Raw genomic sequence first — 15,569 nt, 5'->3', positions numbered from 1 at the left:
GCAATATTTTTAATAGTGTTTCACCATAATTTCCAATATTATTCGTTGAAAATTATTTATTTTTGGCCATCTCTTCAAGCATTTCATCGGTTGGAATGTCCTTGTTTGAACCGATGTAACTAAAGATTTCAGGGGATTGGTTAATATATTTTCCTTCAAGAATACGAATGACTGATTCAACCGTCTCGTGAAGTGGTACGAATTGACCTTTTTCTTTGGTAAAGTGTTCAGTCATAAAGAAGTTTTGAGTGAAAAAGTTTTCAAGTTGTAGTGCTTTTTTAACAACGATTTTACTTTGTTCATCAAGTTCGTCAAAACCAAGAATTAGGATGACATCTTCAAGTTCTTTATAACGTTTTAGGATTTTTCTTACTTCAAAAATGGCATCGTAATGTCGTTTTCCAATAATTTTTTCATCAACTGAGTTTGAAGAAGAGGCAAGTGGGTCAAAAGCTGGGAAAATGTTTTTTGCACTTTGAGCTCGACTTAATACTAAGTTACCGTCAAGGTGGTTAAAAACAGCCACCGCACTTGGGTCAGAAAGGTCATCCATTGGAAGGAAGATCGTTTGGAAACTAGTGATTGAACCGTTTTCATTTTTAAACATACGTTCTTCTACATGAGAGACATCACTCTCAAGGGTAGATTGGTATCCCCCAACAGAAGGACGCTTCCCAAGGGAAGCTGAAACTTCGTTTTCTGCTTGAACGAAACGGTAGATGTTATCAATAAAAAGAAGGACATCTTCCTTGTTATTATCACGAAGGTACTCCGCTGCTGTAATCCCGATGGGAACAATTGACATCCGAGCACCAGGACTTTCGTTCATCTTTGAAACATACATTACTGAACTCTTCATTAAGTTTGAACTTTCAAGTTCGTTTAGTAACTCAACACCCTCACGACTTCGTTCACCAGACCCAATAAAAATGTTAGATGAAGCTTCTTTGATACGGTTTACATTGAAAATAATTTCCTTCATTAAAACCGTTTTTCCAACTCCAGCACCACCAAAGATACCAAGCTTACTACCTTTAATAATTGGCATAAAAAAGTCGATTGCTTTGATTCCAGTTTGTACGATATGTACCTTCTGGTTAAGGAAACGGGTATTGTTAATTGTTGAATCCATTTCAACATAAATCGGATTAGCTTGACGATCTTTTAGCATCGGAATACCGTCGATCGAATAAAGGTTATTCTTCGAACCATTCCCTACAGGAACCATAAAACTCTTGTTGGTAATTGTAATTTCGTCATTAAGAGCAATGTCTTTGCTTGATTTAATGATGATGGCACGAGCAGTGTTCCCATCAATGATTCTTTTTACAAGCAAGTGGGTCATATCATTATGGGTTGTTAAAATGGTATTAATTTTAGGAAGCTCGTTATCTTTGAATGATACTTCGACAACATCACTTCAAATCTTTGTAAACTTTGCCATTATTTCTTATCTCCTAGCTTCTCAACGATGAAATCAAGATATTCTTTGTCAAATGGTACAAACTCATTTTCAACTTCGATGTGTCAATTCAATCCAAGGTAGTTGCTATATTGCAGTAAACTATATGCGAAATAATCACGCAGTAGTTTTTCATCATGTTTCTTATTCATTAAGATAGTCTCATAGTGCTGACTCGCTTCTTTATTAGTATTAATTAATAAATTAATAAATTCGAGAGCTTTTTGTTGATTATCAATCCCAGAAAGGATGTTTCAGGTAATTAGTTTTGATGTAAGAAGGATAAACTTATCTGAGTATAAACTATATCCCTTTTGATTAAACATCTTATCAATCAGTTTACCTTTTTTAAGCAGTGCGGTTGTTTCTTTATTAAAGTCATAGTCAAGGTTCGCAAGTTTAAGATGACGCTTGTAAGCACGGAAAGTTTTATTAACTTCACCAGCTACTTTAGTGATTGTTCTTGTCTGAACACTTGAACCTGTTCTTGACACAGAAAGGTCAATGTTAATTGCAGGTAAAACACCTTGAGCATAAAGGTCACTACTCGTTACGATTTGTCCATCTGTAATACTAATAACATTTGAAGCAATTAAACTAGTAATGTCACCATCAACGGTTTTAATGATTGGAAGAGCAGTAATTGTCTTCTTATCCTTGAAAGACCCAGCACGTTCAAGAAGGGATGAGTGAGCGAAGAACATATCACCTGGCATCGCCTCTTTTCCGACTGGTTTATCAGTTAGTAGAGCGATTTCACGGAAGATGTTAGCATGCTTTGTAAGGTCATCAAAAATGATTAATACATCGTCTTTATGCGAAATGTTTTCCGCATGTGCCATCCCGATATATGGAGCTAAATATTGTTGGTAAGCTGAAGTTGATGGAGCATCGATAATAATGGTATTTTTCATCGCATCGTAATGTTTTAAAACACTATAAATACGGGAAATGTCTTCTCGTTTTTGACCGATTGAAACATAAATTGACTTAACTCCACGACGACTTTGATTAATAATTGTATTAAGAGCCATATGGGTTTTACCAGTACCACGGTCACCAATAATCAATTCCCGTTGACCTTTACCAATCGGGATAAGAAGGTCAACAACAACGATTCCTGTGTAAAGTTGAGTATCAAGTGTTTTAACCTTCATTAAGTCGTGTGTTGAACCGAATGTTGGTGATGAATATCCGTTTGTGTCAACAACCACTTTCTTTTGGATAGGAAGCACAATGTTTCCGTTAATGTCAATAACATTACCGAATTGTTCATCAGATGTATAGATATGGTTACTAACTTCGATTTCGATTAGTTCGTCACCGACTTTAATATCAAACTTACCGTTATCAAGCAGTAAATAAGCTTTGTCGGATGAAGCACTAATTAATATCAATCGAGCATCATCGACATTTTTCGTTTTAAAAATTTGTTTTTGACGATATGGATACTCGCCAACAACCTCAATAATGTAACCAAAGACCGCATTGACCTTTGGTTTGTTATTTAAATTATTCATAAAATCCCCCTAGACTCCAATCGCAATAAGAGCGATACCAATGCATATGATTAAAGCTGAAACGATTGCGATAGCAATCATAATTCTTCAGACATTTTTCTTTGATTTCAGTAATTTCATACGACTAACACTATAAGCAAGTGTAGCAACTAGTGAAATCGCACTTAAAGCAAGTGTAATTGATCCAAAGATAATAAAGAAGTTTGCTTGTTCGTGATAACTTTCTTTAATCATAGTGGAAGCATTAGTATACGATTTTTCAAACATCTTTCGATTCTCTTCTTTCGTACTATCAAACACAACGTTTGTTAGCAACTCAGAGAGAAGAAGCATGGCATCATTAACAACTTTAAATTGGTCAAGCATTTCTGATACCCCTTGGATGTAATCAAAAGGTCGAGCATTGATTTTCGCAAGTAATATGTTGTTGTTGTTATCAAGATAATTAAGAAGATCATCAAGGATATAAATATCTTTACCTTGATCCTGGAAGGCCTTCATATATTGTTCTTTATTTTGCTTGATTTGTTGACGGAATGCATTGATATTAGAAGCATTGCCATTTTGTCATAAAATCCAAAATAAAATGTTAGAAATTCTGGTTTTTGCAAGTGAAGTTAAAACTTCGTATTTTATTTCATATGAAGCCTTTTGCAGAATATCTTCAAGGTCTTCTGTTTCGGTAAATTCACGGACATACTTCAAGTAAGTTTTTTCTTTATTTGATGATATGTCTTTTGAAGTATAAACTTGGTTCGCAGCGGAAATCATACTAAAGAGATGGTCTTGTTGTCGTTTATTTCTTAACTTTCTAATGTCATAAGTTTCATCAAGACCAACCGCTTTATAGAACTTTTCAAAAATATCACGTCTTAATTCATTACTTGTTGTCTCAAGGATTTTACTATAAGTACGGAATTGCGGACGGTTATCAATTAGGACTCGCTTAGCATAGAACCGAATACGTTCGGGATGAGCTTTTTCAGCAATTTGAATAATTGCTGTAACATTTCCTTTGTCATCTTTGGTTAGACTATTAACTTGGTAACTATAACTAGTGTTAATTGGGTTGTCAAAGAAGAAAATTTGATCAGAAACACTAATTTTATCAATTGGTTTCGCACTATTAAAGAAAGCGATTAAATCATCCGCACTCTTGTTTGTATGTTCACTTTTAACCCAAGCTTGTAAGGTGTTAATTGCTAATTTTGGAATTGTTGTATCAACATCGTTGTCTTCTGGGATTAATGGTGGAGCTGGTGGTGTTGGTGGTAATTCTGGACCAGGAAGAGGTGGTTTTGGTGGTTTTGGTTGCTCTGGTGTTGGTTCGTCTTCCTCTAGTTTTTTTGTAAACTCGACATTTTGATCAAGGTCGAATTTTGTAAATTCCTTGCTAAGACGTTCCTTAAAGTAAGAATCTCAATCCTTATAACCTTTTGGTGGAGTAATACTTAGACCTTTATCTTTTAAATTTTCTAGTGTGGTATTCTCGTCAATCTTGAAATCATCCTTTTTTTCATCAAAGACAAATTTACGGAAACCGTTTGCAATTCCATTCGCATATCCTTTTAGAGTTGCTTTAAATTCCTCGGCGGTTTGGAAATTCTTTTCTTTTTCATTGAACTTCTCAATATTATCGTCAGTGTTTGGTCGAATGATGCTCTCGTAGTCGTCATTATTCTTTCCTTCACCGAACACAATTTTTTCGAAGTTTTTACCGTCAAACTTAATTTTTCCCTTAGTAAATTCTTTATTATTCGCAATAATGTTGGGAAAAATGGTAAAAACACCAAAAAGTTTAGGGTCTTTTAGAAAAGCTTCTTTATTTTTATAAAGGAAGTTAAGCACCTCGTTAAAGTAAAGAATTTTAGCGATTTTGCTCTTAAAATCAATTTCCTTATTATCAAGGAGCTTTTTTCTTTGAGCTTCGAAAAATTTAATTGCTTCATCGTATCCTTTTTCAAAAGCTTCCTTTAATGTTCCTGGGACAAGACGTTTAAAGGTATCAAACTCAGGACTTAAGATTTTTTGTTTCTTCTTAGGTGGGGTTCCAGCTGTTCCTGAATCCTTCTTATCAGCATCTTTCTTATCATTACCAGGTGATGTTTTTCCTTGTCCAGGAGTGTCTTTTGGTTTATTGTCAGTCGACTCACCAGCAGCAATTAAAGAAACTGGAGCAACAGCTAGTATAGGGAGAATTAGGGTAGAATAAAGAGCAAGTTTTTTTCATTTTTTATTCATAATTAAACTCCTCCTTTAGATTTAGAATATTAATCAATTTATTCTTATAATATTGATGTTTAATCTCATCAAAATTGATCATTTCTTCAATGTCTATCCCAAGGACACGGGTTGATTGAAAATAATTAATTTGTTCATTTAAATCAGTCAAATTCTTGTGCTGTTTCTTCTTCGTATTACGTCGAATAAAATAATTAATTTCATTCGTAGTAGTCACTTCAATGCTATCGTTCTCAACCACAATGGTAGTATTAACAAGGAAGACGTAAATTTCTTTTTTCTCAATGTGGTCAACTATTTTAACAAGGATATCTTCATATGCACATATACTATTGTTATCGATTGTATACCAGTTATTTTCTTCATCGTCATTAAAGAAAAGCGAAGCTACCTGGAAGTGCATTTTCTTACCATGAAGAAAGTGGATATTAAGGGTACTTGTTTTAAAATCCTTAGCCATTTGCTTTTCCTTTCAGCGGAGAATCTAAAGAGAAATTATCAGCACTCTTTGTAAGAAGAACAATTTCTTCTATTTCGTTTTCCCGCTTAATCTTAATGATCTTTTTATTTAATTTAAGAAGGAGATCATCTAAGTTTTTCGTTGTTTGGTTATAGTTAACAAGTCTTGTTTTTGCTTCGTAAAAACTCGATTCAATTAGTAATGATTGAATTGTATTAACAATATAGATGTTGATTTGGGAATTAATGTAAGTATCAATTCCGGGATAAATTTTGTAATTAAGGAAACGGTCATAATCTTCATTATCAAGGATACTTTTTTCATCCTTACTTAATAACTTATCAACATCAAAATGTTTAATTGGTAGGATAGTAAAATAATTATTAAAGTTTTTGTTTGAGTTAAGAACAAAATTTACTTTTTCATAATTAAATTCTTGATACATAATTTTAACCATTTTTGCTAATTTAGGAGCAATGCTATGGTCGTTCTTATCATTAGTAAATGATTTTAAAACATTATAACCGTGTTCTTGACAAAACTTCTCCGCTCTTTCTCCAATACAGATAAAATCGGCCGGAGATTCTTTAATCATTTTCTTAATTAGTTTTTCATAACGGGTATATGAGTCGGTTGAAAACTTTTGGTTTTCGGTGATATACACGATTAATTGGTGAGATCTTAAAAAGGTTTTTTTGACTTTTTTAATAAATTCACCGTTCGTTTTCTTAGTTACATCATCACCGATAAATTCGTTTTGAAAACGATATTTTTTGTCTAGGGTAAGGATTAATTGACGGTTAAGTGTAGAACTATTAATGAAGTGTTTCAGTCGCTTATTTAACTTCATAATGTCAATCAGACAAATATTTTTGTCATTATTAACCTTAAGAAGGATGCTTTGTAGATTCTTTTTTCGATCAATATGTACTTTTAACTGCATAATTATCCTTTAATGTCAGAAACTAGTGAATGATCAAAAAGTAAGACCATATTGTTTGTTTTAAAATCGAAATAAATAATTGTATTTGGAACAAGTTCAAGTAATGAGCCGCTCGAAAGAAGACGGTTAATTTCAAGATTTAATGTGTTATAAAAAACATCAAAATCAGTTCCCATCTTACTCTTTAAAGTAAGAGCTGGGACATTGGGATTTTGGGTTTTTGAAACATAAGGAGCAAGTTGCATTAAACTATAGCGTTCATTAATTTTAAAGGTAATAACAAGGTTATCAAAAACAAGGTCAATTCTTCTTCTTAATGCATCGTTTACATTTTCAACAAATTGTAAATAACGCTCATCATCGAAACCTAAATTATTTTTAATAAGAGCTGTCGCACATAGTTGACGAAAACTTACTAGGTTTTCGTCTTCTTTTAAGTTGTTATATTCCTGATATAAATCAAAACTATTTTCTTCTACCTGATTCATTTCATTTTTCTTTTTATTATTTTTCATAGGCAACCTCTTCTTTTTTCATTTCGTTCATTACCTTTTGTAATTTATTAATACGGTAAACAACAACCTTAATGTGAATTGAGTTAGCAAGCAAGAAACCGAAGTATGAAACTAGGGTAAGAATGCTAAAGATTTGGGTAAAGTTAAAGCGTGAGTCAATAATTTCGAAACTCTTATTATTTTGAACAATTAAAAAGTTATTAACTCCATAACTAAAGAGCACAAGAATTAACGATGTTGTAGTAATTAAAACAAAAACAATCGCATGGTAGTTCATTACTTTTTTACTCGTAAGAAGAACGATTAACATCGTTAAAGAGCAAATTGATGTAAAGAAAATATTAAGCAGAGCAACAAATGAATTACGGTTAACAAAATCAAAAATAACAAGAATTGCTCATAATAATGTTTGGAAGAATGAGAACTGTAGATTTTGGAAAACATCACTTCGTTGCTTTGTTTTAGGCATGAAATTAATTAGAAGATATGATGCGAGAATCACAAAACTAAATAAGATGTTTGTAAGATAAGCAAAGTCTTTTTTATTAGGTACGCCAAGGACACTATTAAATTCGTCAGGTCTTACAAATAAACTTGGTTTTACAACCTGCTTATTATTGATAATTTCAAATTGTGGTATTTCTATTGTTAGTGAAAGTACTTGGATGAACCACAATAACATTGCAATAAAAACAACAAGTAGGATTACCATTTGATCACGGAAGAAATGATATGTGTATTGTTTTGAAGCAATAAACAAAATTTCTGATGTATTCATACCAACTAGTAAAACACCAATTCCAATAAAACCAAAGATAATGATGCTTAAGTTTTTCGAAGAAGCTACTGAGAACAACTGTTGCAAATAAATATAAACCTTGTTGTTATTAAAAATAAACTCATTAATAATAATGTTGTTCTTACCGTCAGTTCGATTTAAGTTATTTTGTATGGAAAGACTTGATTTCGTAAAACTCAAAACAAAAGCAATCACAAGAGCAGCGGTAAGTGCTTGACTAATTAGGGTAATTGAAAGACTTCATACTCTGTTATAAGCAAGTGGTTCTGTTTTTTGCTTTAGTATATGGATGTAAATATGATAAGCAAAATTAACAAAAAATAACGGTAACAAAATATAAACCAACGATGCGTATTGGTATGTTAAGGAAGTTGTTGACCGGATTGGGTGATAACCAACAATTAAACCAAATGCTGAAACGGTAAGACTGTAGTACAAAAAGAATCAAGCACCATAGCGCTTAATTAGTTCCTTCTGGAAATATATATTCCGATAATTTTTAATAATCGTATAGAAGAAAACAAAAGACAAAATGATAAATTTAAAAAGTATAATCGTGTTAAAATGCTCATTTGAGAAGTCAGTAACTTTTAAGAAGTTACGAACCGGTAGAAGATCTGACATGAAAATACTTTTATTAGCATCGATTAAGATCGTTAATCAAAAAGCGAATAAGGATAAAAGGATGATACCTTTATAAGCTTTGACAGGTGTTGAAGCTTTCAATGCTCCACCAAGCTTATAGGTATCATCAAAGACCATCCTTTCGCTGATTTTAATAACTTTTTTCACAATAATCCTTTTACATATTTAATAAATAAAAACAATTTAATATATTTTATTAGAATTCATCGTTTTTTCATCATCTTTTTAGCAGAATATCAGCTGTTTCGCTACCTAGTAGAGTAGATGAAAACATGTTTTTAGTGACCGGTCAAAGGAGATAAAAGAAAAAAAGATGATTGCTCACCTTTTTTTCATTATTTAATGACTTTAATATAAATTAGTTAGTTGTGTGAATAACACTACCGTGACCAACTGTCTTACCACCTTCACGAATAGAGAACTTACTTCCGTCTTCAATGGCAACTGGAGCAATTAATTCAACTGTGATTTCAACGTCATCCCCTGGCATCACAAGTTCAGTTCCTGCTGGAAGAGTAATTGCACCTGTCACATCAGTAGTTCTAAAGTAGAATTGTGGACGGTAACCTGAAACGATTGGTGTATGACGTCCACCTTCTTCTTTTTTAAGGATATATACCTTAGCTGTAAACTTACTGTGTGGGTTAATTGAACCTGGTTTACATAATACTTGACCACGTTCAACGTCTTCCTTCTTAACACCACGTAGAAGAATACCAGCATTATCACCAGCTTCAGCGGTGTCAAGTTGTTTACGGAACATTTCAATTCCAGTTACAACTGTTTTTTGAGTTTCCTTTAGACCAACAATTTCAACTTCATCATTTAATTTAAGAGTACCACGTTCAACACGTCCTGTTACAACAGTACCACGACCTGAGATTGTAAATACATCTTCAATCGCAAGAAGGAATGGTTTGTCTGTATCACGTTGAGGTAATGGAATTCAAGTATCAACAGCGTCCATTAATTCTTCAATCTTAGCTTCTCAAACTGGGTCGCCTTCAAGTGCTTTAAGAGCAGAACCACGGATTACTGGAGTGTTATCACCATCATATCCGTATTTGCTAAGAAGTTCACGAACTTCCATTTCAACAAGGTCTTGCATTTCGCCATCAGTCATGAAGTCACATTTGTTAAGGAATACAACAATCTTAGGAACACCTACTTGACGAGCTAGAAGGATGTGTTCCTTTGTTTGAGCCATAATCCCATCAGAAGCGGCAATAACAAGAATTGCTCCATCCATTTGAGCAGCCCCTGTAATCATGTTTTTAACATAGTCAGCGTGCCCCGGACAGTCAACGTGAGCATAGTGTCGACTTGCTGTTTCATATTCAACGTGGCTAGCGTTGATAGTAATACCACGTTCTCTTTCTTCTGGTGTGTTATCAACATCAGCATAAGAACGAGCAATTGCTTGTCCTTTCTTAGCTAACACTGTTGAAATAGCAGCAGTAAGCGTTGTCTTACCGTGGTCAACGTGTCCGATTGTACCAATATTAACGTGTGGTTTAGTACGTTCAAATTTTGCTTTTGACATTTTTTTCTCCTAATATATAACAAGGTTTTCGTGTTAAATGCTTTTTACATTATAACATTAACCAAGTTTTTATGTTTAATAATAAATGTTAATAGAACTTAGAAAATTATTTCTTAGCTCTCATTTCCATTACTTCTTCAGTCACTGATTTAGGTGCTTGGGCATAGTGACTAAACTGCATTACATATTGTCCACGACCTTGTGTATTTGATCTAAGATCCGTCGCATAACCAAACATCTCAGATAGTGGAACTTTTGCTTTAATAGTGTGAGCATTACCTCGTGTTTCTTGTCCTTCGATAATACCACGACGTTTTGAAATATCACCCATTACTGTCCCAAAATATTCATCCGGTGTTGAAACATCGACATCCATAATTGGTTCAAGTAAAACTGGTTTACAAATTTTAGCAGCTTCCTTAAAAGCAAGTGATGCTGCAATTTTATATGCCATCCCTGATGAGTCAACTTCGTGATATGAACCATCATAGATTGTTGCTTTTACATCAATCGTTTGATATCCAGCAAGTGGTCCTGATTCAAGAGCTTCAATTAAACCGTTTTCAACTTCTTTAATGTATTCCTTAGGAACTTTACCACCGACAATCTTGTCAACGAATTCAAATCCTTTATCGTGGTTAGGTTCGAATTTAATTCAAACATGCCCATATTGTCCACGACCACCAGATTGTTTAATATACTTCCCTTCAGCTTCACCTTCAACAGTAAATGTTTCACGGTATGAAACTTGTGGTGCACCTACATTAACTTGGACATTAAATTCTCGACGCATACGGTCAACAAGCACATCTAGGTGTAATTCACCCATTCCCGCAATGATTGTTTGACCTGTTTCTTGGTCAGTATATGTCTTAAAAGTTGGGTCTTCTTCTGCTAATTTTGAAAGAGCAATTGACATCTTTTCTTGGTCAGCTTTAGTTTTTGGTTCAACACTAAGCGAGATAACAGGATCAGCAAAAGTCATCTTTTCAAGGATGATTGGATTCTTTTCATCACAAATCGTATCCCCGGTAGTTGTGTCTTTTAGACCGATTACAGCACAAATATCACCAGCTGAAATTGAATCAATTTCTGTTCGATTATTACTATGCATCTTAACAAGACGTGAGACACGTTCCTTCTTATCCTTAGTTGAGTTTAAGATATAAGAACCTTTTTCAAGTTTACCAGAATAAACGCGAATGTATGTAAGACGACCAACAAATGGGTCAGTTGCTACTTTGAAGGCAAGAGCACTAAATGATTCTTTTTCATCGTTGTGAACTTCAACTTCTCCACCATGCGGTTTGTGACCTTTGATTGGTGGAACATCAAGTGGACTTGGAAGGTAATCAACAACCGCATTTAGTAGTTTCTTAACACCTTTGTTCTTGAAAGCAGAACCACATAGAACTGGGTATAACTGAGTTGAAATAACTCCCTTACGGATACATTTCTTAATTTCGTCAATAGTTAATTCTTCACCTTCTAGGTACTTATTTAACACATCGTCGTCAAACAGAGCAACATCGTCGATTAGTTTTGCTCTCATTTCTTTCGCTTTTTCAAATAGGTCAGCTGGGATATCCTTGATTTCATACTTTTCATCAGCACCACCATCATAGTAGTAAGCCTTCATTTCAAGAAGATCAATTTGACCAACGAAATCTTGTTCAGCACCGATTGGAATTTGAATCGCTGTTGCCTTTACCCCAAGACGATTTTTAATGGTGTCGATTGAATAGTAGAAGTCAGCACCAGTCTTGTCCATCTTGTTTACAAAAACAATTCTTGGGACATTATATCTAGTTGCTTGTCTTCAAACTGTTTCAGTTTGTGGCTCTACCCCGTTTTGACCATCAAGAACAGCGACAGCACCGTCAAGAACACGAAGCGAACGTTCAACTTCAACTGTGAAGTCAACGTGTCCTGGTGTATCAATTAAGTTAAGTTCATGATCTGCCCATTGAGCATAAGTGGCTGCTGAAGTAATCGTAATTCCACGTTCTTTTTCTTGTGCCATTCAGTCCATCGTAGCAGCACCATCGTGTGTTTCACCAATTTTGTGGTTCTTACCTGTGTGGAATAAGATTCGTTCTGATGTAGTTGTCTTACCTGCATCGATGTGTGCCATAATTCCAAAGTTACGATAAAAATGTAAATCTTTCGTGTACATATTTTTTCCTTATCTACTGAATTATCAACGAAGGTGAGCGAACGCTTTGTTAGCTTCAGCCATTTTGTGAGTATCTTCTTTTTTCTTAATTGAAGCTCCAGTGTTGTTTGAAGCATCAATAATTTCCCCAGCAAGTTTGTCGGTCATCGTGTGTTCGTGTCTTAGACGAGCATATTGAGTTAATCAACGAAGACCAAGAGTTTGCTTACGTTCAGGAGTCACTTCGGTTGGTACTTGGAAGTTAGACCCACCTACCCGACGAACACGAAGCTCAATAACAGGCATAATGTTATCGATTGCTTTATTAAACACCTCTAGTGCTGGTTTGTTTGTTTTCTTTTCAATTAATTCAAAAGCATTGTAAATAATTGATTGTGCTAGCCCTTTTTTACCTTCATACATAATGGTATTAATTAGTTTTGTTACTAATTTAGAGTTATAAACTGGGTCAGCAAGGACTTGTCTTTTTTCAGGTTTTAATTTTCTCATTTTCCATTTCCTCCTTAGTAACTATTTTTTAGCTGCGTCTTTCGGTTTTTTCGCACCATATAATGATCGTTGTTGACGACGTTTATCAACACCAGCAGTATCGGCTGTCCCACGAACGATGTGGTATCTTACCCCTGGTAAGTCCTTAACTCTTCCCCCACGAATAATAACCACACTGTGTTCCTGTAAGTTATGACCTTCTCCTGGGATATAAGCAAGTACTTCAAAACCGTTTGTAAGACGTACCTTTGCATACTTACGCAAAGCCGAGTTAGGTTTCTTTGGAGTCATTGTACCAATACGAGTACACACACCAGATTTAAGTGGACTTGGATTACGCTTTGTTTGCTTTTTTAATGAATTATACGTATATAAAAGTGCAGGTGATTTTGTTTTCTTTACCTTAGGTACACGTTTATTACGAATTAATTGTGCAATTGTAGGCATATTGTTTTCCTTTCATTTCTTAATTTTTAATTTATGACAACACTTTCGGGTGTGTCAAAATGTCGTTTTTTTACTATTGACAAAACTTTAAAATTATAAAGGAAAGTTTTATTTAATTCAAGATGAAATAAAAAAACTGAACAAAAAAATCAGTTTTTTTTCCTTCTTTTATATGTTTACTTTTTTTCTTTATCAACCAGATTTAGTAACTTTAAATACTCATCATAGCGTCACTTTGCAATCGTTTTTTCATCAACCGCTTCGCGGATTCGACACCCCGGTTCGTTCGTATGAAGACAATCACTAAATTTACACAAAGGAGCAATTTGATTAAAATCTTTAAACGATGTTGAAAGTTCCTTTTTCGTCATATTAAGTAGAATGGTACTAAATCCAGGAGTGTCAACAAGGTAACCATCATTAAAATTTAACAAATGAGTATTGGTTGTCGTATGTTTACCTCGATTAAGAGATAACGAAATTTCTTGGGTATGTCGATTAAATGTATGGTCTATCTTATTAATAAGAGTCGATTTTCCAACACCTGAGTTACCAACTAGACAAACCACATGATCCTTGATTATGCTTTTTAAGTAATCAATATCTTCATTCCTGTTTGAGAGCAAAACTTGGTACCCATCTTTTCTTAAATCATTGATGTACTGAAAAACTTGGTTGGTATCTTCAACTAAATCGGTTTTGGTTATCACAATAATCGTATCTTTAATTTGGTATCGGTCATATAGGGCAAGAAAACGACATAGAAGATTCACATTAAAGGTCGGTTTTGTTGCACTCATCACGATAAGAATGATGTCAAGATTAGCAATTCTTGGACGGATAAACCGGTTTTTTCGTTCTTTAATCTCGTCAATAATGTACAAATCATCGACAAGTTTAACGATGACATCATCACCAACAATAGGTTTTAATTCGTGTTTGTCGTGCTTAAAAATCCCCCTTGGATAAATTTTAATAATAGTTTTTTGTTCCTTAAAGTATCCGAAATAGTGATCTTTAATTTGTCGTACAACCTTAACTTCCATAATTACCTACATTATAGTATATAAGTAAAACAATTAACACAAAAACAAGGATACAAACAATCGAAGTAATGAGTATGAGCATTCATTTTCGAAGGTAAAATTTTTGATCTTCTTTTTTGATTGAATTAAGACTTGCTTTCCGATCTTTATATAAAATTTGGGTTTCAAGCGGTTTGTAATAATTTTGGTTAATATCATGTTGCTCATCAAAAACTGCATCAAGATCTTTGATGAAAGCATTAATGTCAGGATACTTCCATAGATAATCCTTTGGTTTTCAAGCAAAGCATCTTGTAAGAATATTGTCAATTCCAATTGGGATGGTCGGATTCATTAAAGATAGTGGGTCGTAGTCATATCGTTCATACATCTTTAACATCTCAATAAATTTTTTGGTCTCACTTTTACCTTTGTCTATTGGAATATGGTCAAATGGAAGTTTATTCGCAATTAATTCGTAAAGCATCACACCAAGAGAGTGAATGTCATAGTGATGGTTAAAAACTTCCTGGTAAATTTTTTGAGCATTATAAGAAATAGCAGTCTTGTTCTCAATTTTCGCTTTCTTCGTAATCTCATTTGAGATTTTAAGAATTGAAGGCGGAGCGTACGGAATCGAACATTTAATGTCCCGGTCAAGTGTTAAATCTTTGTTACTATAAAAAGCAGACGAAGCACCATAATCAATAATTTTAACTTTAGTTAAACTTAAATTAACTAAACAATTTTCTGGTTTCAGATCCCGGTGGATAATCTTGAAATTAGATTCATGAAACGCTTTTAAACCAAGGGCAATTTCTTTGATTACTCGTACCGCTGAAATCCAAGTTAAATTAGGATGCAATGCTAAATAATTAGCAAGTGTAATCCCATCAACATATTCCTGAATAATACAAATTTGATAATTCTCATGTTCAAGAGAACCGAGTTCAAAATATTCAATAAACTGAGCGATATTTTTAGTGTATTCACTTTTTAAATTCTTAACAACTTTAAGAATTTTGACTTCATCAAAAAAGGTTTCTTGTTTTTCCTTATCTTTAATGTAAAGTACTTTACATGCAAAAACTATTTTTTCTCTTTCTTCTCCTTCAAGTTCAGACACCTTTTTCTTCTTAACTTTAAGTTGATCTTTCTCATCATCATAAGTCTTTGCAAGGACACCATAATCCTCTTTGAGACAAACAAGATAAACATCAGAAAAACCACCAGATGCTAGATATTTTAAAATCTGGTATTTGTTGTTTAAGATATCTCCTTTGTTATATCTTTTTCGTTCCATA

The 15,569-nt window shown here is 33.7% G+C and carries 13 protein-coding genes; all 13 read right to left on the bottom strand.

What is annotated here, in order from left to right; translation table 4 throughout:
- Positions 1–52: 52 nt before the first annotated feature.
- The gene (locus T416_RS0100845; protein ID WP_031488951.1) at positions 53–1,444 is read right to left on the bottom strand and encodes an MSC_0618 family F1-like ATPase beta subunit; all 1,392 of its coding nucleotides are present in this window, start codon (positions 1,442–1,444) and stop codon (positions 53–55) included.
- Positions 1,444–2,982, bottom strand: coding sequence for an MSC_0619 family F1-like ATPase alpha subunit (locus tag T416_RS0100840; RefSeq protein ID WP_031488950.1), 1,539 nt, complete (start codon positions 2,980–2,982; stop codon positions 1,444–1,446). The genes T416_RS0100845 and T416_RS0100840 overlap by 1 nt, the downstream gene beginning before the upstream one ends.
- A 9-nt stretch (positions 2,983–2,991) precedes the next feature.
- Positions 2,992–5,223, bottom strand: coding sequence for an MSC_0620 family F1-like ATPase-associated subunit (locus T416_RS0100835; protein ID WP_031488949.1), 2,232 nt, complete (start codon positions 5,221–5,223; stop codon positions 2,992–2,994).
- On the bottom strand, positions 5,216–5,683 hold the full coding sequence (locus T416_RS0100830; protein ID WP_031488948.1) for an MSC_0621 family F1-like ATPase epsilon subunit: 468 nt from the start codon (positions 5,681–5,683) through the stop codon (positions 5,216–5,218). The genes T416_RS0100835 and T416_RS0100830 overlap by 8 nt, the downstream gene beginning before the upstream one ends.
- On the bottom strand, positions 5,676–6,626 hold the full coding sequence (locus T416_RS0100825) for an MSC_0622 family F1-like ATPase gamma subunit (RefSeq protein ID WP_031488947.1): 951 nt from the start codon (positions 6,624–6,626) through the stop codon (positions 5,676–5,678). The genes T416_RS0100830 and T416_RS0100825 overlap by 8 nt, the downstream gene beginning before the upstream one ends.
- A 2-nt stretch (positions 6,627–6,628) precedes the next feature.
- A complete protein-coding gene (locus T416_RS0100820) occupies positions 6,629–7,141 on the bottom strand; it encodes an MSC_0623 family F1-like ATPase-associated protein (protein WP_031488946.1) in 513 nt (170 codons plus the stop codon).
- A complete protein-coding gene (locus tag T416_RS0100815; RefSeq protein WP_156953965.1) occupies positions 7,131–8,732 on the bottom strand; it encodes an MSC_0624 family F1-like ATPase-associated membrane protein in 1,602 nt (533 codons plus the stop codon). Before T416_RS0100815 ends, T416_RS0100820 begins: the two co-directional genes overlap by 11 nt.
- Positions 8,733–8,943: 211 nt before the next feature.
- The gene (gene tuf, locus T416_RS0100810) at positions 8,944–10,128 is read right to left on the bottom strand and encodes an elongation factor Tu (RefSeq protein WP_031488944.1); all 1,185 of its coding nucleotides are present in this window, start codon (positions 10,126–10,128) and stop codon (positions 8,944–8,946) included.
- A gap of 106 nt (positions 10,129–10,234) precedes the next feature.
- Positions 10,235–12,304, bottom strand: coding sequence for an elongation factor G (fusA, locus tag T416_RS0100805; protein WP_031488943.1), 2,070 nt, complete (start codon positions 12,302–12,304; stop codon positions 10,235–10,237).
- A gap of 21 nt (positions 12,305–12,325) precedes the next feature.
- Positions 12,326–12,793 (bottom strand): 30S ribosomal protein S7, encoded by a 468-nt coding sequence (gene rpsG / locus T416_RS0100800; RefSeq protein ID WP_031488942.1) that lies wholly within the window; start codon positions 12,791–12,793, stop codon positions 12,326–12,328.
- Between the two features lie 21 nt (positions 12,794–12,814).
- Positions 12,815–13,240, bottom strand: a complete 426-nt coding sequence (rpsL, locus tag T416_RS0100795; protein WP_031488941.1) for a 30S ribosomal protein S12 — start codon at positions 13,238–13,240, stop codon at positions 12,815–12,817.
- Positions 13,241–13,416: 176 nt separating this feature from the next.
- Positions 13,417–14,286, bottom strand: coding sequence for a ribosome small subunit-dependent GTPase A (rsgA, locus tag T416_RS0100790; RefSeq protein WP_031488940.1), 870 nt, complete (start codon positions 14,284–14,286; stop codon positions 13,417–13,419).
- The gene (locus tag T416_RS0100785) at positions 14,276–15,568 is read right to left on the bottom strand and encodes a serine/threonine-protein kinase (RefSeq protein WP_031488939.1); all 1,293 of its coding nucleotides are present in this window, start codon (positions 15,566–15,568) and stop codon (positions 14,276–14,278) included. The genes rsgA and T416_RS0100785 overlap by 11 nt, the downstream gene beginning before the upstream one ends.
- Position 15,569 lies beyond the last annotated feature (1 nt).

The organism is Ureaplasma canigenitalium ATCC 51252 (assembly GCF_000712165.1).
Classification (GTDB): Bacteria; Bacillota_I; Bacilli_A; order Mycoplasmatales; family Mycoplasmoidaceae; genus Ureaplasma; species Ureaplasma canigenitalium.
The sequence above is the reverse complement of the archived record's forward strand: the minus strand, read 5'-3'. Positions and strand labels throughout refer to the sequence as shown.